General features: G+C 65.3%; 13 protein-coding genes. 8 read left to right on the top strand and 5 right to left on the bottom strand.

Annotated elements, in window-relative coordinates:
- Positions 1 to 333: TonB family protein (locus CKO11_RS14895; protein WP_223640484.1), on the top strand; the 333-nt coding region annotated here is incomplete at its 5' end.
- Between the two features lie 885 nt (positions 334 to 1,218).
- Here the strand turns inward: CKO11_RS14895 and CKO11_RS14890 are convergent.
- Both CKO11_RS14890 and CKO11_RS14885 read right to left on the bottom strand, forming a co-directional pair.
- Positions 1,219 to 1,356, bottom strand: coding sequence for a hypothetical protein (locus tag CKO11_RS14890; RefSeq protein ID WP_223640481.1), 138 nt, complete (start codon positions 1,354 to 1,356; stop codon positions 1,219 to 1,221).
- A gap of 29 nt (positions 1,357 to 1,385) precedes the next feature.
- Positions 1,386 to 1,730: a helix-turn-helix transcriptional regulator gene (locus CKO11_RS14885; protein ID WP_223640478.1), complete on the bottom strand. Its 345-nt coding sequence runs from the start codon at positions 1,728 to 1,730 to the stop codon at positions 1,386 to 1,388.
- A gap of 373 nt (positions 1,731 to 2,103) precedes the next feature.
- Between CKO11_RS14885 and CKO11_RS14880 the strand changes: the two genes are divergently transcribed.
- The 6 genes from CKO11_RS14880 (at position 2,104) to CKO11_RS14855 (ending at position 10,149) form a co-directional block, all read left to right on the top strand.
- Positions 2,104 to 3,108: an HlyD family secretion protein gene (locus CKO11_RS14880; protein WP_223640476.1), complete on the top strand. Its 1,005-nt coding sequence runs from the start codon at positions 2,104 to 2,106 to the stop codon at positions 3,106 to 3,108.
- Between the two features lie 4 nt (positions 3,109 to 3,112).
- Positions 3,113 to 5,821 carry a ribosome-associated ATPase/putative transporter RbbA gene (gene rbbA, locus CKO11_RS14875; protein ID WP_223640473.1) on the top strand — a complete coding sequence of 903 codons (2,709 nt, stop codon included), beginning with the start codon at positions 3,113 to 3,115 and terminating at the stop codon, positions 5,819 to 5,821.
- On the top strand, positions 5,822 to 6,940 hold the full coding sequence (locus tag CKO11_RS14870) for an ABC transporter permease (protein WP_223640470.1): 1,119 nt from the start codon (positions 5,822 to 5,824) through the stop codon (positions 6,938 to 6,940). It abuts the gene before it with no gap.
- Between the two features lie 564 nt (positions 6,941 to 7,504).
- Positions 7,505 to 8,713, top strand: a complete 1,209-nt coding sequence (locus tag CKO11_RS14865; protein ID WP_223640466.1) for an isochorismate synthase MenF — start codon at positions 7,505 to 7,507, stop codon at positions 8,711 to 8,713.
- 15 nt (positions 8,714 to 8,728) lie between these two features.
- The gene (locus tag CKO11_RS14860; RefSeq protein WP_223640463.1) at positions 8,729 to 9,382 is read left to right on the top strand and encodes an isochorismatase family protein; all 654 of its coding nucleotides are present in this window, start codon (positions 8,729 to 8,731) and stop codon (positions 9,380 to 9,382) included.
- On the top strand, positions 9,373 to 10,149 hold the full coding sequence (locus CKO11_RS14855) for an SDR family oxidoreductase (protein ID WP_223640460.1): 777 nt from the start codon (positions 9,373 to 9,375) through the stop codon (positions 10,147 to 10,149). Before CKO11_RS14860 ends, CKO11_RS14855 begins: the two co-directional genes overlap by 10 nt.
- Here CKO11_RS14855 and CKO11_RS14850 read toward each other — a convergent pair.
- From CKO11_RS14850 to CKO11_RS14840, 3 genes are read right to left on the bottom strand one after another with little or no spacing between them, the layout of a single operon-like run.
- Positions 10,116 to 10,823, bottom strand: a complete 708-nt coding sequence (locus tag CKO11_RS14850; RefSeq protein WP_223640457.1) for a 4'-phosphopantetheinyl transferase — start codon at positions 10,821 to 10,823, stop codon at positions 10,116 to 10,118. The genes CKO11_RS14855 and CKO11_RS14850 overlap by 34 nt on opposite strands.
- A complete protein-coding gene (locus tag CKO11_RS14845) occupies positions 10,816 to 11,067 on the bottom strand; it encodes a phosphopantetheine-binding protein (RefSeq protein WP_223640454.1) in 252 nt (83 codons plus the stop codon). The genes CKO11_RS14850 and CKO11_RS14845 overlap by 8 nt, the downstream gene beginning before the upstream one ends.
- A gap of 26 nt (positions 11,068 to 11,093) precedes the next feature.
- Positions 11,094 to 12,704: a (2,3-dihydroxybenzoyl)adenylate synthase gene (locus CKO11_RS14840; protein WP_223640451.1), complete on the bottom strand. Its 1,611-nt coding sequence runs from the start codon at positions 12,702 to 12,704 to the stop codon at positions 11,094 to 11,096.
- A 138-nt stretch (positions 12,705 to 12,842) separates the two neighbouring features.
- On the opposite strand from CKO11_RS14840, the gene CKO11_RS14835 reads away from it, so the two are divergent.
- Positions 12,843 to 18,557, top strand: coding sequence for an amino acid adenylation domain-containing protein (locus CKO11_RS14835; RefSeq protein ID WP_223640449.1), 5,715 nt, complete (start codon positions 12,843 to 12,845; stop codon positions 18,555 to 18,557).
- Positions 18,558 to 18,666 lie beyond the last annotated feature (109 nt).

The following is an 18,666-nucleotide window of genomic DNA, read 5'->3' as shown; positions in this document are numbered from 1 at the left end:
GGCACGGGCGGGCGGGCGGCTATAGCTGCGCCCTCGGCGGGGCGTGTCAAGAGCCTGACCGCTAAATGGGGTGCCACGATCCGCGCGCGCATCGAGCGGCGCAAAAGCTATCCTTCCGCCGCCGGCCGGGCCTCGGGATCGGTGGGGCTGGCGCTGCGGGTCGGGCGCGACGGCGCGCTGGTCTCGGCCTCGGTCAACCGCTCATCGGGCCATGCCGCGCTCGATGCCGCGGCGCTGGCGGCGGTGCGCAGGGCGGGCCGGTTTGCGCCCGCCCCTGAGGGGCTGACCCAGCCCAGCTATGCCTTTTCGCTGGCGGTCGAATTCGCGCGCTAAGCGGGGGGGGGCAGCCGAAATGCAGGCTCAGATCGCTCAGGCTCAGCCAATAAAGATTGCTCATTGATCAGGTCTCCTTGTGGAGCCTGAATCATGTCAAAACTTCGAAATCAATGGGTCCTAAGCCTAAAAGACCATAGGCCCATTTGATCCTATTCTATCTTTCGCGCTGCAAATGCTGCGTCTCCCAGCAAAAAATTAAGATCCTGTATTCTTCGTTCAGAATTATCCTAGGACCAAAATGGCCAGTCGATAGCTTAAAATTACAAAAATCAGCCAGCGAAGAACCTTTTCATATTTAACTGAGGAAGCCGATGTGCCGACCTGAGATGATGGACTCGCGCGAAGTGCATTTGTAATCGAAAAGACAAAAATAAGTGAACTGAACGCGATTAAATTCATAGGCAAAATAAAATGAGCCACTGATATCAACGCAAAGATAATAGACGTTGAATACTTCAGCATCAATTGGGTCCTCGTGCTATGTGATCGCGTGCCTTCGCACGCGATCGTAATTGCCAGTTTGGATTCTTCGCTTATCTGCCGCGTCCGGTATAATCGGCTAGGCCAGCGCCAAGTCCTACTGCACCTGCGGCAATCCCAATGTCATCATATGGCGAGCCATTCGCGTTTGCATCAAGAGCTGTGCGCCAATTCCCGCCAACTGACTACCCACCACCTCGCGATACTGCGCGGGCTCGGCCTGCAGAAAGGGCTTGAGATATTGCGCCCCCCCCCACCGCCGCCGCAGTTGACGTTGCTGTAGGGATCAGTAATTTCTTTCTGTCGGGTTTTCCTGCCCAACGGCTCAATCGGGTGGGGGGGCTCGAACCCTTCCCGCACCCACTCCCCGCAAATCAACTTCTTAGGGGATTTTGTTTGGCGTCAATAGCGCCAGAAATAACTGACCGACATGTTCGGGCTGTCCAGCGCATAGACCTGTGCATTGCCGACGTTCGACTCGCCGCAGCAAGCGGCCGCTTTGTCCGCATCAGCGACATTCGGCCCGGGATTTTGCTGCATTGTGCCATGGACGGCCGCTTTTGGCCGCGTTACTCCGTCAGATCATCCAGACTCACGCCAAGCGCATTGGCCAGGGCGCGCAATGTTGCGATCGAGCCCTGCTTTCGGCGGGTCTCGATCTCGGCCACGGTGACCCGCTTCACGCCCGATTTTTCGGCCAGCGCAGCTTGGGTCAGCCCGCGCAGATCGCGGTAGACGCGCAAGGCACTTTCGCCATTCAATAGGCGGTTCGCATAGTCCGCCGGGATCAACTCGTCCTCTCCCGCTGCCAGTCGCGCCTTGGCGCGGTCATAGCTTTGCAGGTCGGCCAGATCTTCCGCGGCAGCCCGCAGGCGGTCATATTCTTCGCGCGGGATCGTCACCATCTCGTTCATCTCAAATCCTTTCAGTCGTAGACGCCGCCGCGCGGCCCGATATCGAGAATGGCCAGCACATTACCCCGATCATCCATTATTACCCGCCAATCCCCCACTCTCAGCCGAAGACCCTCCCGGCCTTTCAAGGGCTTCACGTTAATGGCCTGCGCGCTTGGATCCTGCGCATAGACTTCGATCTTGGCGCAGCGTCGCTCCCGCTCCTTAAGATACGCATCTATGCACATGGGGTATGCAACATGGGGCAGATCAAACGCAAAATTCGCGGTGATCTTCAAAGGTTCACGCGGTTGGGATGGGCTGGCGGGTTGACCCAGGGCGGAAATGGGTGAACGCTTCTGTTCAGATTTTAGAAGCCCACCGGAGGCCTTCCATGTCCTTAAAAGCCGTCGCCATCTTTTCCCTTGCCATCTTGATGGCTGTTGCAGCCCCGGTGCAGGCACAATCGCCGTTTGCCGGGCTTTTGGCGCGGCTCGAAGGGGCAAAGGATCAGACGGGGGTGACAGCCTCAAATGGCCGGATCGAGGCGCAAAGCGTCGATGTGGCCGGAAAATATGCTGGCCGTTTGACCGAGGTGAGTGCGTCAGAAGGCGAGATGGTCGCGGCGGGCGCGGTGCTTGCCCGGCTGGATGACCGAGAGGCGCAGGCACAGGTTTTGGCGGCCGAGGCGTCGGTCTTGCAGGCCAAAGCGGCCAAAGCCCAGGCCGATGCGGCTGTGATGCAGGCGCAAAGTGCGCTTGATGTCGCCAACACGAACCGCGACCGGGTGACCACCTTGCATGCAGAGGGCCATGCGGCTCAGGCGGCGCTAGATGATGCGGTGAACGCGGCCACAGCCGCCAAAGCCGCCTTGGCCACGGCGCAGGCGCAGGTGGAAAATGCCACCGCCTTGATTGCCGCCGCCGAGGCGAGCCGGGAACAGGCTAAGATCGCACTGGAGGATTTGACAATCCGGGCCCCGATCGGCGGACGGGTGCTCTATCGGCTGCACGAACCGGGCGAAGTGATCGCGGCGGGCACGCCGGTGGTGACGCTGCTCGATCTGACCAATGTCTATATGGTCGTGTATCTGCCGGCCTCGGTCGTGGGTACATTGGCCGTGAACGATGAGGCACGGCTGGTTTTAGACCCGGTTCCGCAATATGTGGTGCCCGCGCGGGTTAGCTTTGTCGCGCCGCAAGCGCAGTTCACCCCGAAATCGGTTGAGACAAGCGCCGAACGTGCCGATCTGGTGTTTCGGGTCAAGCTGGCGGTCCCGCGCGATCTGCTGATGCGCTTTGCCGATCGGGTCAAGGTCGGGGTGCGCGGCATTGGGTTTGTGCGCGCAACGCCCGACACGCCTTGGCCCGCCGATTTGGCGGTCAATGTGCCCGAGTAGCCGCATGGAACCTGTGACCCGCCTGATCGATGTGTCCCATCGTTATGGGGGCGTCACGGCACTTGATGCGGTGACGCTCGACATTCCCGCGGGCGGAATGGCGGGGTTGATCGGCCCCGATGGGGTCGGGAAATCCTCGCTTTTGGCCTTGGTCGCCGGGGTGCGCCGCGGACAAACAGGCCAGATCGAAAGCCTTGGCGGGTCGATGGGGCAACGCGCGCATCGCGCTGCGGTCGCCCCCCGTATCGCCTATATGCCGCAGGGTTTGGGGCGGAACCTTTACCCCACACTGACAGTGACGGAGAACCTTCAGTTTTTTGGCCGCCTGTTCGGACAAGGCACCGCAGAGCGCGAGGCGCGCATCGCGATGCTGTTGGAGGCAACGGGGCTCGCGCCCTTTCCCGACCGCCCGGCGGGCAAGCTTTCGGGTGGGATGAAGCAAAAGCTTGGGCTCTGTGCGGCGCTGATCCATGATCCGGATTTGTTGATCCTTGATGAGCCAACGACCGGGGTCGATCCGCTGTCGCGGCGCCAGTTTTGGGAACTCATCGACCGGGTCCGGGAGGCCCGGCCGGGCATGAGTGTGCTAACCGCCACCGCCTATATGGAAGAGGCCGACCGCTTCGACTGGATCGCCGCGCTCGACGCGGGCCGGGTCATCGCCACTGGCAGCCCCGCAGAACTGCGCGCCCGCACCGGGGCCCATAGTCTTGAGGGGGCGTTCGTCGCGCTTTTGCCAGAAGAGGTTCGCGCCCGTCATGTGGCGGTGCCGAGCCTGCCAAGGCCGCAATCCGGCGGCCGGATCGCCATTGAGGCCGAAGGTTTGGTGAAGCGCTTCGGCGATTTTACCGCCGTCGATCATGTCAGCTTTTCGATCCCGGAGGGCGAGATTTTCGGCTTTCTCGGCTCGAATGGCTGCGGCAAAACCACAACGATGAAAATGCTGACCGGGCTTTTGGACCCGAGCGAAGGCACCACCAAATTGTTCGGGCGCACCTTGGGCCGGTCCGATATGGCCGCGCGGCTGGGCATTGGCTATATGTCGCAAGCGTTTTCGTTATATGGCGAGCTAACAGTGCGGCAAAATCTGGTTTTGCACGCAAGGCTTTACGGCGTCGCCCCCGAACGGCGGCTGGCCCGTGTGGCGGAAGTGATGGCCGAATTCGATCTGGCCGAGGTTGCGGATAAAATGCCCGAAAGCCTGCCGCTGGGGTTGCGCCAGCGGCTGCAACTGGCGGTGGCGATGATCCATGAGCCGCCGATCCTGATCTTGGATGAACCGACCTCGGGCGTGGACCCTGTGGCACGCGATGCATTCTGGGCCACGCTGATGCGGCTGTCGCGCGAAAAGGGTGTGACGATCTTCATCTCGACCCATTTCATGAACGAGGCCGCGCGCTGCGACCGGATCTCGCTGATGCATGCGGGACGGGTGCTGGACATTGGCACACCCGAAGACATTGTGGCGCGGCGCGGGGCCGAAAGCCTTGAGGCTGCCTTCATCACTGCCCTTGAGGCCGAGGCCGAAAACCCCGCCCCAGCGCCCGAAGATGCGCTGCCTGCGTCCGCAGAGCCGACGCCGCGCAAGCGCTTTGCCGCAGGGACCCGGCTTTATGCCCATTCTTGGCGCGAAACCTTGGAACTCGCTCGCGACCCGATCCGACTGTTCTTCGCACTGCTTGGCCCGGTGATCTTGATGCTAGCGATGGGCTTTGGGATCTCTTTTGACGTAGACCGTCTGTCCTTGGCGGTGCTGGATCAAGACCAAAGCGCCGCGAGCCACCGCCTGACCGAGGGGTTCACCGCAATCCCACAATTTGCGCTTGCGCCCCCCTTTGCCAGCCCCGCGGATTTGCCAGACCGAATGGGCTTGGGCGCGGTGGCACTGGCGCTTGACATCCCCGAGGGGTTCGAGCGCGATCTGCACCGGGGCGATGTGCCCGAGATCGGACTGACATTTGATGGGGCGATGCCATTTCGCGCGCAAACCGCGCAGGGCTATGCGCTTGGCGTGTTGCAAGATTTTGCGCAAAAGGCCGCCGTGGAAGAAGGGCTGGGCACCACCAGTCAGATCGGCTTTGAAACCCGTTACCTTTTCAACCAGACCTTCGAAAGCGCCAATGCGATGGTGCCCTCGGTCTTGATGCTGATCTTGATGCTGGTGCCTGCGGTGATGGCGGCGGTCAGCGTTGTGCGCGAGAAAGAAACTGGCACGATTGCCAATTTCCACGCCACGCCGGTGAGCCGGATCGAGTTTTTGGTAGGCAAGCAACTGCCCTACCTGGCGCTGGCCTGGATCAGTTTTTGGGTGTTGGTGATTTTGGGGCTCACCGTCTTTTCCGTACCGCTGTCGGGGAACCTAGTGGCGCTGGGTCTTGCCGCTTTAGCCTATGTCACGGCAACAACGGGTTTTGGCCAATTGATTTCGGCCTTTACCCGCACGCAGGTGGCCGCCGTTTTTGCCACGGCGGTGATCTCGATCATTCCCACGGTGAACTTTTCGGGGCTGATTGTCCCCGTTTCCTCACTGGGGGATGGCGGACGTCTGTTCGGGCTGGCCTTTCCCGGGGCGTGGTTTCAGCCGGTTTCCGTCGGCACATTTCTCAAGGGCTTTGGCTGGACCGAGGCGCTATTCGCCACCGCTGTTCTGGGCTTGTTCGCCGCGACCTATCTGGTGTTTGCGATCCTTTCCCTTTCCAAGCAGGAGCGATGAATGCGCAGCCTTCGCAACATTCTATGGCTGACCGGGAAGGAGCTGCGCGCGATCCGGGGCGACCGGGTGATGCTGGTGCTGATCGCCTATATCTTTACGCTGGCGGTTTGGCTGGTGTCGGATGCCGGCAGCACCGAGGTCGATCATCTGGCCACCGCCGTGGTGGATGAAGACCGAAGCCAGCTTTCCGCCAGCCTGATCGACGCGATCCAACCGCCGCTTTTCGCGCCCCCGGTGTTCCTCTCCGCACCGCAAGCGCAGGCCGCCCAACGGGCGGGCGAGGCGATCTTGGTGTTGACCATCCCGCCCGATTTTGAACGCGACCTGCAAGCCGGGCGCGATGTCACACTACAGATCTTGGTCGATGCAACGGCGGTGGCACAGGCCGGAAATGGGGCCAGTTTTCTGCGCCAGACTCTTAGCCAAGAACTGAGCGAGCTGCTGTCTCCCGGGGCGGAAAGCAGCGATCTTGTCACCGTGGTGATGCGCAACTTTTTCAACCCGAACCTGACCTCAAGCTGGTTCAGTGCGGTGATGCAGTTGATGAACAATGTCACCATCTTGATGCTGATCCTCTCGGGGGCCTCGATGATCCGCGAGCGGGAACATGGCACGATTGAGCATGTGCTGGTAATGCCGGTGCGCCCACACGAGATTGTTGTCTCGAAAATCATGGCCTCAGGGGCGGTGATCCTGACGGCCTCGCTTCTCAGCCTTGTCTTTGTGGTCCAAGGGGCGATGGGGGTGCCCATTGCGGGGGCGCTTTGGCTTTATGCCTTTGGCGCGGCGATCTATGTGGTGGCGGTGGCGAGCCTTGGGCTGCTCTTGGCGTCTTTCACCCGGACGATGGGGCAATTCGGGCTTTTGGTCATTCCGGTGATCGTGCTGATGATCTTGCTTTCGGGGGGCATGACCCCGCTTGAATCGATGCCTGACTGGCTGCAAGGGCTCTTGCGCACAATCTCACCGGCAACGCATTTCGTGATCTTTGCGCAGGCGGTGTTGTACCGCGGCGTCGGTTTCAGCCTTGTCTGGCCCGAAATGGCGATGATGGCCGGGATGGCAGCGGTGGCGGTCGTGATCGTTCTGGACAGGTTTCGCAAAGTTCTTGCGGGTTGAAGATTTGCTCTTTGTGGTCGCTTTCGCTGCTTTCGGATGCGCGGCAACGGGAACACTTTCGCGGCGCGACACAGCCGCTTGATGCTCCGCCAACGCCGGAAGCTAGTGATCTGTGAAGCTTGCGAGGGTGGCTGACACTTTAACTTTGTTCGCATGAGGTATTTCTACTTTGCGCCTACACAAATAGGTCGGCTAATGTATATTATGTCAAAACATATCGCATCAAATCCTCACTCTATCCTGAACGCTTTGCGTCTGACGTCCTCCGTGCCCAAGGCGGTGATCACGGCCGGACCACCGCTTGGATCTGCGGCATCAAAATACCCGATTCTTTTTATAAAAAATAATCTTGAACCCGGAGCGCTGCTCTGACATGGTGCGCGCAGGCAGCAAGTCCCGCAGGGGCATGCTCCTGCCGGGGAGCCGTCGAGGCGTCCCGACAGGAAGAGCGACCTTTCCCGCATATCCCCGCTCCGCATCGCCTTGTGCGATCGGCGTTTTGGCGGCGCGAGGACACATCCCCAGCGTGAGAAACGCCCTCGCGCGCAATGCCGAGTTCGCTGCATGATTAAGCCATCCCTCGCTTCGAGCGCCGATGTCGGCGCCTCCGTCGGGCTTGACCAGCCCTTCGCCTTTCGCAATTCTGCCGGGCGGGTCTGCGCCTCGGGGCCGGGCCGGGCCCTCGCACGCGGCACGCGTGAAAACCTTGCCGACCGCCTCGCGCCGTTCTTTTCTGGTCCGCCCGATGGCGCGGTGATCGGCGGGGCCTTGCCTTTCGATACCACCCGCCCGGACTGCCTGTGGCAGGCTGCGGGCGGCGACGGGATCTGGCCCGGAGACGCCGTTTCGGCCTCTCATGTCGCCCGCTTTCCCGTCACCCGGCCGCGCCCGCAACCACCTGCGCGCGGCTATATAGACAGCGTCGCCCGCGCGCTTGAGATCATGCGCAGCGAAGACGGCTTGCCCGAGGCGCTGCAAAAGATCGTCCTTGCCCGCACCCTGCTGATCGAAGACGCGCAGGCCTTCTCTATGGGGGCGATTCTGGCCCGGGCGAGCGAAGACCCCTCGGTGACCGCCTTCCAGGTCTCGTTGCCCGCGCGCGCAGATCAGGTCACGCCGCGCCATCTGGTGGGCGCAACACCGGAGCTGCTTTTGCAAAAGCGCGGTGCGGTGATCCTGTCGCATCCGCTGGCAGGCTCGGCCAGGCGGCAGGAATCGCCACAGGCCGATGCCGAGGCGGCTCAGGCGCTGGTGCAGTCCGAAAAGGATCAGCGTGAGCACCGCTTGGTAGTCGAATATATTCTTGATCTTCTCGCCCCGGATTGCGCCGAGCTCTCGACACCCGAGGGCACTGCGCTGACGACCACCCGCTCGATGTGGCATATCGGCACCCGGATCACCGGGCGGTTGAAGGACCCCGACACCCCGGCGGTGGTGCTTGCCGCGCGGCTGCACCCGACACCTGCGGTCTGCGGCTTGCCCTGCGCCCGGGCGGCCAGTCTGATCCGCAGCCTGGAGCCGATCGAGCGCGACTTCTATGCCGGGGCCGTGGGCTGGTGCGACCGGCACGGCGATGGCGACTGGTATGTGGCGATCCGCTGCGCGGAACTGTGCGGCGCGCAGGCGCGGCTTTATGCGGGGGCGGGCATCGTGCTCGGCTCGGAGCCGCGCGCCGAGGCGGCCGAGACCAGTGCGAAATTCGGCGCGCTACTCGCCGCGCTTGGCCTGCCGCGCGATGCCGCATTGCATGACCTCGATCTTCGCCACGACTAACTACAGGACACCCCGATGGCCCTTCCCGGAATCGTCTCCTATCCCCTGCCCCGCCCTGAGGCCCTGCCCGCGGCTCGTGCCCCATGGCACCCCGTGCAAACCCGCGCGGCCTTGCTGATCCATGACATGCAGCGTTATTTCTGCGCGCCTTTCCCGCAGGACGCAGCGCCCCTGCCCGAGGTGATCGTTAATATCGCCAGCCTCGCCCAGGCCGCCCGGGCCTGTGGCATGCCGGTTTTCTATACCGCGCAAGAGGGCGCCCAGCTTCGCTTCGACCGTGGCCTGCAGGCCGATCTCTGGGGGCCCGGGATGTCGTGCCGCCCGGAGCATCAGGACATCCTGCCCGACCTTGTCCCCTCGCCGGGCGATCTGGTGCTGACGAAACACCGCTACAGCGCCTTCCAGCGGTCGAACCTGGAAACCTTGATGCGCGCGCGCGGCCGCGATCAGCTGCTGATCACCGGGGTCTACGCACATATCGGCTGTCTTGCCACCGCAGCCGAGGCGTTTCAGCGCGATATCGAGCCTTTCGCCATCGCCGATGCGCAGGCCGATTTCGACGCCGAACGCCACCAGATGGCGCTGCAATGGGTGGCAGGCACCTGCGGCGGGGTGATCGCCACGCGCGACGTCCTTGCTACGTTGACCGAGGCAGCCCGATGCGCTTGAGTGGATTTTCCGGGCGCTGCGCGCTGGTCACCGGTGCCGCAGGCGGCATCGGCCGCGAAACCGTTCGCCTGCTGCACGAGGCCGGCGCGACTGTCGTTGCCACCGATACCGACGCGGCGCTGGCGGCCCTGCCCGCAGACATCCGCACCTGCGCAGAAATCTGGCTGCCGTGCGATCTGCGCGACCCCGCCGCGATCGAGGCGATGCTTGTCGCGGCCGAGACGCAGGCGGGACCGATCGCCCTTGCCGCTCATACCGCCGGGGTGCTGGCGCTTGGCCCGTTGCTTGAGATGACGGCCGAGGAGTGGCGCCGGGTGATGGCGATCAACCTCGACGGCAGTTTCCATCTGCTTCAGGCGCTCGGGCGGCGGCTCGTTGTGCAGCCGGGGGCGGCGTTCGTCGTGGTCAGCTCGAATGCTGCGGGAATTCCCCGGGTCGACATGGGGGCCTATTGCGCCTCGAAGGCGGCCCTGACCATGCTGACCCGCTGCCTCGGGCTGGAACTGGCCCGACAGGGCCTGCGCTGCAACGTGATCGCGCCGGGCTCGACGTTGACACCGATGCAGACGGAGATGTGGGCCGACGATCAAGGCCAGGCGCGGGTGATCGCGGGCGATGTCGCCAGCTTCCGCACCGGCATCCCCCTTGGCAAGCTGGCGACGCCCGCCGATATCGCCCAGGCGGCGGTTTTCCTGCTCTCGGATCAGGCGGGCCACATCACCATGGCCGATCTTTACATCGACGGCGGCGCCACGCTGCGCGGCTGAGCTCCGGTCCAGTCGTCATCGCGCGGCAGGGCAACGGCCGTCATGACCCCCGCCGGACCGGCCAGAAGCAGCGCCCCGATCCGTCGCCCCGCCCACCAGCGCGGGGCCAGATCCCGGGTCAGCCGCAGCGCGGGCGGCTCTGCCGGTGTTGCGGGGCAAAGCTCGGCCGCGTCGAAATCGAAGCGCAGCCCGAGATGCGGGCTCAACGCCTTGAAAAGGCTTTCTTTCACCGAGAAGATCAACCCGACCCAGTGCGGATCCGCCCCGAAAGCGGCCTGCTCCTGTGCGGTTAGGGCCACCGGGGCAATCTGTTGCGCGAGGGTTGGTGTCAGGTGCTGCTCGATATCGATGCCAAGCCCTCCCCAGGCGGTGGCAGCGCCAAGCAGGGCAATCGCCTGCCCCTTGCAATGGCTGATGGTGCCGCACAGCCCCGGGGGCCAGCTTGGCGCCCCGCTGACGCTGCGACCTGCCAGACAGGGCATGCCGCACAACGCGCGCGCGGCGGCGGCGGCAGCCAGCCGCCCGGCGCGATACTCCGCAAAACGCCGCGCCCGCGCCACACCGGGAGGGACCGGCGCGGCCGGGCGCATCTCGATCCGGCAGGCGGGCAGCGCTGCGCGCAATTGCGCAAGCGCGCTTTCCCAGCCTGCCAGACCCGGATGCGGCTCAGCCACCGCGTCGCGCTGCGATCAGCGCTTCCCAAGCCTCCAGCGTCGGCGCGCTTGCCAAATCCTCGAAACTGACGGCGATTCCATGCTTCTTCAGCTCGGCAGAAAGCTTCATCACCCGCAGCGAGTCGAGCCCGTAATAGATCAGGTTCTCGGTCGGATCGATCGGCCCCTCGTCTTCAAGCAACGCACTGACACGGGCAACAAGCCAGTCACGATCGACGGGGTCGGTATGGGCAGTCAGGGTCATTAGGATCTCCTTGGTCATCGGGGTCATTACGACACAGGCACGACCGCAGCGCGGAGCGCCTGCTTGTCGATCTTGCCGACCGGGGTCAGCGGCATCGCGTCGATAAAGGCAAAACGGTCGGGCAGCTTGTAATCGGCCACGCCCGCAGCGATCAGGTGGCGGCGCAGCGCGACCGGCCGCACCGGCTGGCGCAGCACAAGAAAGGCACAGCTGCGCTCGCCCAGCCGTGGGTCGGGTTCGGACACGAGCGCGGCCTGCACCACCTCGGGATGGCGCAAAAGCAGCGCCTCAATCTCCTCGGCCGCGATTTTCTCGCCGCCGCGGTTGATCTGGTCCTTGACCCGGCCGACGACGCGCAGATAGCCCTCGTCGTCGCGCTGCACCAGATCGCCGCTGTGATAGAAGCCCTCGGCGTCGAAGGCGGTGGCATTTTGCGCCGGGCTGCGAAAGTAGCCGCGAAACGTATAGGGCCCGCGCACCCAAAGATGCCCTGTTTCGCCCGGCGCGCAATCGCGCCCCGCACCGTCGCGCACGCGGATTTCGTCATCGGGGCTGATCGGCCGTCCCTGGGTGGTAAAGATGCGCTCGGGCGGATCGTCAAGGCGGGTGTAGTTCACCAGCCCCTCGGCCATGCCGAAGACCTGCTGCAAGGCGCAGCCAAGCACCTCCGGCACCTGCCGGGCCAGGGCTTCGGCGAAACTTGCCCCGCCGACTTGCACCAGTGCAAGGCTCTCGGGCACCGCAAGCCCGCCGCGCACCGCCTCCAGCCAGAGCCCGACCGCCGAGGGGACCAGCGCCACCATCGTCACCCGATGACGGGCAATCAATTCAAAACACAACTCTGGCTCCGGGTTGGGTGCCATCACCACAGTACCGCCTGCATGGAATACGCCCAAGACCCCGGGCGAGCTGAGCAGGTAATTATGCGGCGCGGGCAGCGCACAAAGAAAAACCGTACGCGGCGTCAGCGCACAGATCTCGGCGCTGGCCCGGATCGAATAATCGTAATCGTTATGGGTGCGCGGGATCAGCTTCGGCGTGCCGGTACTGCCCCCCGAAAGCTGGAAGAAGGCGACCGCGCCGGGATCGATCCGGGGCAATGGCAGCGTTTCCTCCGCCCCGTCGGGCGCGGCCCAGGCGGCAAGGTCCTGCACCGGGTCGGGATCGTCGAGGAAAAGACACAGGGCAAGCCGGCCCGAGCGTACCCGCAACTCGGTCGCAAAGTGATCATCATGAAACAACGGATGGCTGCGCGCCGCGATCAACAGCTTCGGGCGCAGCTGTTCGGCATAGGACCGCAGCTCCAGCGCGCGATGGCTGAACAGCGCATTGACCGGGGTGATCCCAGCCTTCAGCAGCGCCAGAAAGGTGACAAAGAACTCAGCACGGTTCGGCAGCTGCACCAAAGCAGGATCGCCCGGGCGTAGCCCCCGCGCCAGCAGCCGTCTTGCCAGCGCCGTGGACATCCGGTCCAGCGCGCCATAGCTGATCGCGCGCGCGCCGCAGTGGATCGCGCAGGCCTCGGGCCGGGCGCGTGCCTGCATCTCAAGCCCGCGCGTCAACGGCGCGTCCAGCCAGTAGCCCTTCTGCCGGTAACGCCGCGCGAAGTCCTCCGGCCATGGGGTAAAATCGGTCATTGCAAATCGGTCCGTTCGGGGTTGCCTGTGCCCGCCCCCGTTGTCTGTGCCGTTCAGATCCGGCGCCCGCAGATCACAGGTTGACGGGCACCTATACTTGAGTATTTATATCAACAAATGTCAACTGGGTGAGATCCGATGCCTGACCTGACGCCGATGCAGACCGCGTGCTGGATCAATGGACATGCCGCAGCAGGGGATGCACAGACCCCTTCGGCGCATCTTTATGTCGAACTCGAAACCCGCGACGCGACGCCGCCGCTTGACCCGACGCGGCTCAGCGAAGCTTTTGCGGCACTGATCGCGCGACATCCGAACCTGCGGCTCTCGGTCTCGACCGAGGGGCGGGCCACCATCGTGCCGCCTGGTTCCGCGCATGCGTTGCGCCAGCACGATCTGCGCGGGCTTGACGCAAGAGCGGTCGAAGCAGCGCTGGCACGGCTGCGCGCGGACAAAACCGACCAGCGCTTGCCGCTGGCGGCCGGTCAGCCCTTCGAGGGCACGCTCAGTCTACTGCCCGGGGGCGGGCATCGACTGCATCTCGATCTTGACATGGTGGCCGCCGATCCCTCCTGCCTGCCTGATTTGCTGGATGATTTGGCGCAGCTTTACGAAGACGGCCCGGGTGACGCCGCGCCCGCTCCAGGGCCGGACCGGGTTGATCGGTCAGACGATACGCAGGCACGGGCCCAAGCGCGGGAATGGTGGCGCGACCGCCTTTCCGCATTGCCCGAGCCCCCCTGCCTGCCCGCCGTGGACCCTGCGCCAAATGGCCGCTGCGCATGCAGCACGCGTCTGGCGGCGACGCTCGATCCAGCGCAGGCGCGCGGATTCATCGCCCAAGCCCGGGCGCTGCGGGTGACCCCCTCGGCGCTGGCGCTGGCGGTTTTCGCGCAGGAGCTTGGCCGGGCCTGTGGCCAGACGGCACTGCGCCTGACGGTGCCGATCTTTCACCGCGACGATGCGGACCCGGTGATCGGCGACGCCTCCAACTTCACCCTTTTAGGGATTGAGGGGCTGCAAGAGGATCTGCCCGCTCTGGCGCAACGGGTGCAGACAGGGCTCGTGCAAGGCATTTCGCAGTCCGCCTACCCCGGCCCGCAGTTGCTGCGCGATCTTGCCCGCCAAAGCGGCCGGATGCCCGAAGCACCGGTTGTCTTCACCGCCGGGCTCGACCATCCGCGCGGCTCGATCCTGGGTGAACGGGCGCGGCGCGTGCTGGGCGATCTGGTCTGGAGCGTATCGCAGGGGCCGGGCGTGGCGCTGGATGCGCAGATCGCCCGACTTGGCACCGGGATCTTGGTGAATTGGGACATCCGGCTTGACCTGCTGGACCGCGCCTGGACCGAAGCGCTTTTCACGCGGGTGCTCGAACGATTGCGGGCGCTGGCGCAAGCGCCGGTGCCACCGCGCAGCTGGCCGCTTGCGCCGCTGCAACGGGCCTATCTGATGGGGCGCGAGACGGTGCTGCCGCTCGGTGGCGTGGCGATGCAGGAGGCGCGGCTGTTTCGTGGCGTCCTCGACCCCGAGACGTTGCGCGCGCGCCTGTCGCAACTGGTCGCGGCACACCCCGCGCTGCGGCTGCGCGTCGAGGCCAGCACCGGGCGCCAGCACTGCCTGCCCCAGATCGAACTGCCTTGGACCGTTCTCGATCTGACACAGCCCCCCGATGCCGCGACGCGGCTTGATGCCTTTTGGGAAGATTTCGCCCATGCGCCTTGTCCGCTTGATGGCGCACTGTGGCAGGTCGTTGCCGTGCAGATGCCTGCCGGGCAGGCGGATGCGCTGGCGGTGAAATTCGACGCTTTGGCGCTTGACGGCCCGGCAATCGCGCAGATCTGCGCCGAGATGCTTGCCACCGCCCCGCCCGAGATCGAACCCGCCATGGAACCGGCCCGCAGCGCACCGATGGACCCGGCGCAGCGGCAATCCGATGCGGCCTATTGGGCCGAGGCGCTGGCCGGGATCGAGGAGCCCCCCCGGCTACCTTGGCGGATGCCGCTTCAGCAGCTTGGCCCGGCGCGGCGGCGGCGCAGCGCAAGACGGATCGCCGCCCCGCAGGTCGAAACTCTGCGCCGCATCGCTGCCCGGGAGAAGCTCTTCCTGAACAGTCTTTTGAGCTTCACCGTGCTGGAGGTGCTGGCCCGGTTCACCCCCAATCTGCGGCTCTGTGTCGGCCTGCCCACAGCCCCCGCCCTTGACCGGACGGCGCTTGGCAACCGCGCGTCCTTTATCGTGATCGACCACGCGGTCGGCCCGGATCCAGCCTGCGCGCGGGCCGCGGCGCTACAAAGCCAGACGATGCAGGCCCTGGCCCATTCCAGCCTGTCGGGCGTCGATCTGGTGCGACAGTTGCTGGCGCGCACGGGCGCAGCGCTGGCCTTGCCGGTGGTGCTGACGAACGAGTTGAACTGGCCGCTGTCCGACCCCTCCGCCCCGCTGCACGAGGTCGCCCGGCTGACCCAGACCCCGCAGGTCGCGCTGGATCTGCGGCTGCTATGGGCCGCCAAAGGCGGAATCGAGATTGCGGCCGATTACGCCGAAAACGCGCTGGCGCCCGAAACCGTCGCGGCGATGCTCGACGCCATCGCGGCGGCGCTGGCGGCGATCTGCGCCGCGGGGGAGCTGGTGCTGCCCGATCCGCTTGTGCCGGTCGCGCTGCCCGCGCAGAGCGCCGAAATCCCCGATCCGGTGCCACATCTGCCGCGCCTGGCCGCGCAGCTGCGCGCGGGCCAAGGCACAGCGCTGATCTTTGGCGAGAGGCGGCTAAGCTATGCCGCCTTGCGCCGCCATGTGGAAGAGCTTCTGGACGGTCTTGCCGCGCGGGGCATCGGTCCCGGCGACGTCGTGGCGATTGAGCTGCCGCGCAGCCCCGAACATGTCGCGCTGCAACTTGCCACCGCAATGGCCGGGGTGATCCGGGTGCCGATCGATGCCGCAGCCCCGCCCGCCCGGCGCGATCAGCTGCTGGCCCGCTGCGCCCCGGCCCTGGTGGTGTCGCACCGCGCAATCGACGGTTTCGCCACGGTCACGCCCGAGGCGCTGAACAGGCCCGGCGGCACCCTGCCCGACGATGCCACGCTGACCGCGCGCAGCCTGTCTCGCGATCCGGGCTACTACCTTTTCACCTCGGGCAGCACCGGCACGCCGAAATGCGTGGTGCTGAACAACCGCGCCACCGCGAACGTGCTGGCGCAATCGCTGCAGGCCTGGCAGATGACCGGCACGGATGTGCTTATCTCGGTCACACCGCTGCACCATGACATGTCGGTTTTCGATGTCTTCGGCACGCTTTGCGCCGGGGCGACGCTGGTCCTGCCAGAGCAGGAAAAGGATGCGATGGATTGGGCCCGGCTGGTTGCGCAGCACGGGGTGACCCTTTGGGTTTCGGTGCCGGCCATTCTTGAGATGCTGCTGGCCTGTGCCCGACCCGATCAGCTCACGGGGCTGCGATTGGTCGCGCAGGGCGGCGATTACATCAAGCCCGCCGTGATCGCCCGGCTGCGCAAAGAGCTGCCCGGGGCGCGGCTTGTCTCGCTTGGCGGACCGACCGAGACGACGATCTGGAGCATCTGGCACGAGATCGAAACCGCGCCCGAGAACGAAACGGGCGCGATCCCCTATGGCCGGGCTCTGGCGGGTGCCGAATATCGGATCTGCAACCCGCTGGGAGAGCCCTGCCCGCCCGGCGTGCCCGGCCGCATCCACACGCTTGGCGACTGCCTCGCGCTTGGCTATCTGAAAGACGGCCGCCTAGCGCAGACCGATTTCGTGCCTCTGTCCGCCGGGGGGGCCACGGATCCGCCACGGCGGGCCTTTCGCACCGGCGATCTGGGCAGCTGGCGGGCGGATGGGGTGATCTTGTTTTCCGGTCGCCTTGGCAGCCATATCAAGGTGCGCGGGGTGCGCGTCAGCCTCACCGAGATCGAGGCGGCGCTGGCCTGTCACCCAGGGGTGCGCGCGGCGATTGTGGTCGATCTCGCTTCGGGCGACGGGCGCGAGACGACGCTGGCCGCCGTTTACGCCTGCCGCGATAATGTCGAAACGGGCCCCGGCGCGCTACGCGCCTTCCTGCGAGAAACCTTGCCGCCGTCGCATCTGCCCGACCGCTTCGTACAGGTGCCAAAGCTGCCACTTTCTGCCAACGGCAAACCGGACCGCGCCGCCGTACGTCGGCTTGCCAGCGCCACGCCAACCGCGCCCCCCGCCGCCCCCGTGGTCGAAAAACAGGCCGAACCGGCGCTTGTGGCGCAGGTTCTGGCACTTTATCTTGAGCGGCTCAGGGCGCGGAACGGCGCGGCGGCGACGGCAGGCGCGACGGCGGACAGCCCGCTGCTTGATCTCGGGCTTTTGCCCGACGATCTTGCGCCGATGGCTGCGGCGCTGAATGCGCGCTTCGGCACCGCCCTCACCCCGGCTCAGCTTCTGGCGCCGCGCAACGCCCGCGCGGTGGCGGCGCTGATCGACGCCGCGCGCCCCTGGCACGCCCTGACGCTGGCGCAACTCGATTTCTGGGAGGAATTTGGCTTCCATCCAGACCGGCCCTTGTCGACCGTGGCGCATTGCACGGTGATCGAGGGCAATCTGGACGAGGCGGCGCTGATCGGCGCATTGCGCCAATTGGCACAAGAGGCCGAGGTGCTGGCGCTGCGCTTTCGCGACGGGCCGGAGGGGCCGCAGCAGCAGATCGACCCCGCGCGCATACCGGTACTGCGCTATCACGACCTGCGCTACGAATCTGATCCCGGGGCCACGGCGCGCAAGATGATGGAACGCGACATCGCCGCGCCGATCGACCTGCGGCATGACCCGCTGGCGGCGCTGTGGCTGCTGCGGGTCGGCACCGAGCGCTGGCTGTGGTATCTGCGCGGCCATCATATCTTGCTTGACGGCTATAGCGTGGCGCTGATCGAGCGGCGGGCGGCCGCGCTTTATGCGCAGGCCCGCGGGAAAGAGGCAGACCCGGGACCGCTGCGTCCCTTCGCGCAATATCTGGAGGAAGAAGAGTGCTATCGCGCTAGCTCGCAACATGCCCGCGACGGCGCCTGGTGGGCGCAACATCTGGCGGGGGGGCCGAAACTCGCGGTGCTGCGCAAGGGCGCCGAAGACTACGGGTGCAGCCCGCTTGCAGCGGAGCCCGCGCTGCCCGCAGATCTGTCCAGCGCGCTTGCGCGCGCCGCCGCGACGGCCGATCTTGGCTGGCCCGATCTGCTGACGCTGCTGTGCGCCGCTTGGCTCGCGCGCGATCTGCCCGAAGACGGACCCGGCCGAACGATCTGGCTACCTTACATGAGCCGGCTGGGCAGTGTCAGCGCAACGATCCCGGCGCTGGTGGTCAATATCCTGCCGCTCGTGGTGACGCGGCAGACGGACGAAACGCTTGGCGCATGGCTGCGCCGCAGCGCGGCGACATTGCGCCAATTGCGGCGGCATGGGCGCTACCGGGTCGAGCAGATCGCCCAGGATCACGGTCTTGGCAAGGGCAAGCGCTTTTTCTTCTCGCCGCTGATCAACCTGCTACCGTTCGATTCGCCCCGTTTCGTGGGCTGTCGTGCCCGGCGCGAGGTGCTGGCCGCAGGCCCGGGCGACGGGTTCAACATGACCTTTGCTGCCGCCGCCGACGGCACCGGCCTGACACTGTCGATCGATGCTGACCCGGCCTCTGCCCGCAACTTCGACGCAGCTTGCACCGGGCTCGTGCCTTTCCTTACGCGCTGTTGCCGCGAAGGTGCGGCGGAAATTCCGCTTGCAACGCTGCTGGCAAGCCCTGCCGCCATCGACCTTACGGGCGCTGTCTTTCCGCCGCCCGCTCATGCCTTCCGGCCGATCGCCGGGTGGCTGGAGGAGGGGTAACCCTGACCCGCTGTCTACCCGTGCCCGGGCCCACGGCAAGGCGCACGTCGCGGCCCAAAACCTGATAAATTAACTTGACTTTATGGCCGCCCTGCCCTTGGCTGCGCGG

The organism is Rhodobacter sp. TJ_12 (assembly GCF_020023995.1).
Classification (GTDB): Bacteria; Pseudomonadota; Alphaproteobacteria; order Rhodobacterales; family Rhodobacteraceae; genus Rhodobacter.
This window is presented reverse-complemented; position numbering and strand designations above follow the sequence as displayed.

Bases quoted from the DNA above. Each gene is read 5' to 3' on its own strand.
- CKO11_RS14860 (WP_223640463.1), top strand. From the start codon at position 8,729: ATGGCCCTTCCCGGAATCGTCTCCTATCCCCTGCCCCGCCCTGAGGCC.
- CKO11_RS14880 (WP_223640476.1), top strand. From the start codon at position 2,104: ATGTCCTTAAAAGCCGTCGCCATCTTTTCCCTTGCCATCTTGATGGCT.
- CKO11_RS14870 (WP_223640470.1), top strand. From the start codon at position 5,822: ATGCGCAGCCTTCGCAACATTCTATGGCTGACCGGGAAGGAGCTGCGC.
- CKO11_RS14840 (WP_223640451.1), bottom strand. From the start codon at position 12,704: ATGACCGATTTTACCCCATGGCCGGAGGACTTCGCGCGGCGTTACCGG.
- CKO11_RS14855 (WP_223640460.1), top strand. From the start codon at position 9,373: ATGCGCTTGAGTGGATTTTCCGGGCGCTGCGCGCTGGTCACCGGTGCC.
- CKO11_RS14885 (WP_223640478.1), bottom strand. From the start codon at position 1,730: ATGAACGAGATGGTGACGATCCCGCGCGAAGAATATGACCGCCTGCGG.
- rbbA (WP_223640473.1), top strand. From the start codon at position 3,113: ATGGAACCTGTGACCCGCCTGATCGATGTGTCCCATCGTTATGGGGGC.
- CKO11_RS14865 (WP_223640466.1), top strand. From the start codon at position 7,505: ATGATTAAGCCATCCCTCGCTTCGAGCGCCGATGTCGGCGCCTCCGTC.
- CKO11_RS14890 (WP_223640481.1), bottom strand. From the start codon at position 1,356: ATGCAGCAAAATCCCGGGCCGAATGTCGCTGATGCGGACAAAGCGGCC.
- CKO11_RS14845 (WP_223640454.1), bottom strand. From the start codon at position 11,067: ATGACCCTGACTGCCCATACCGACCCCGTCGATCGTGACTGGCTTGTT.
- CKO11_RS14835 (WP_223640449.1), top strand. From the start codon at position 12,843: ATGCCTGACCTGACGCCGATGCAGACCGCGTGCTGGATCAATGGACAT.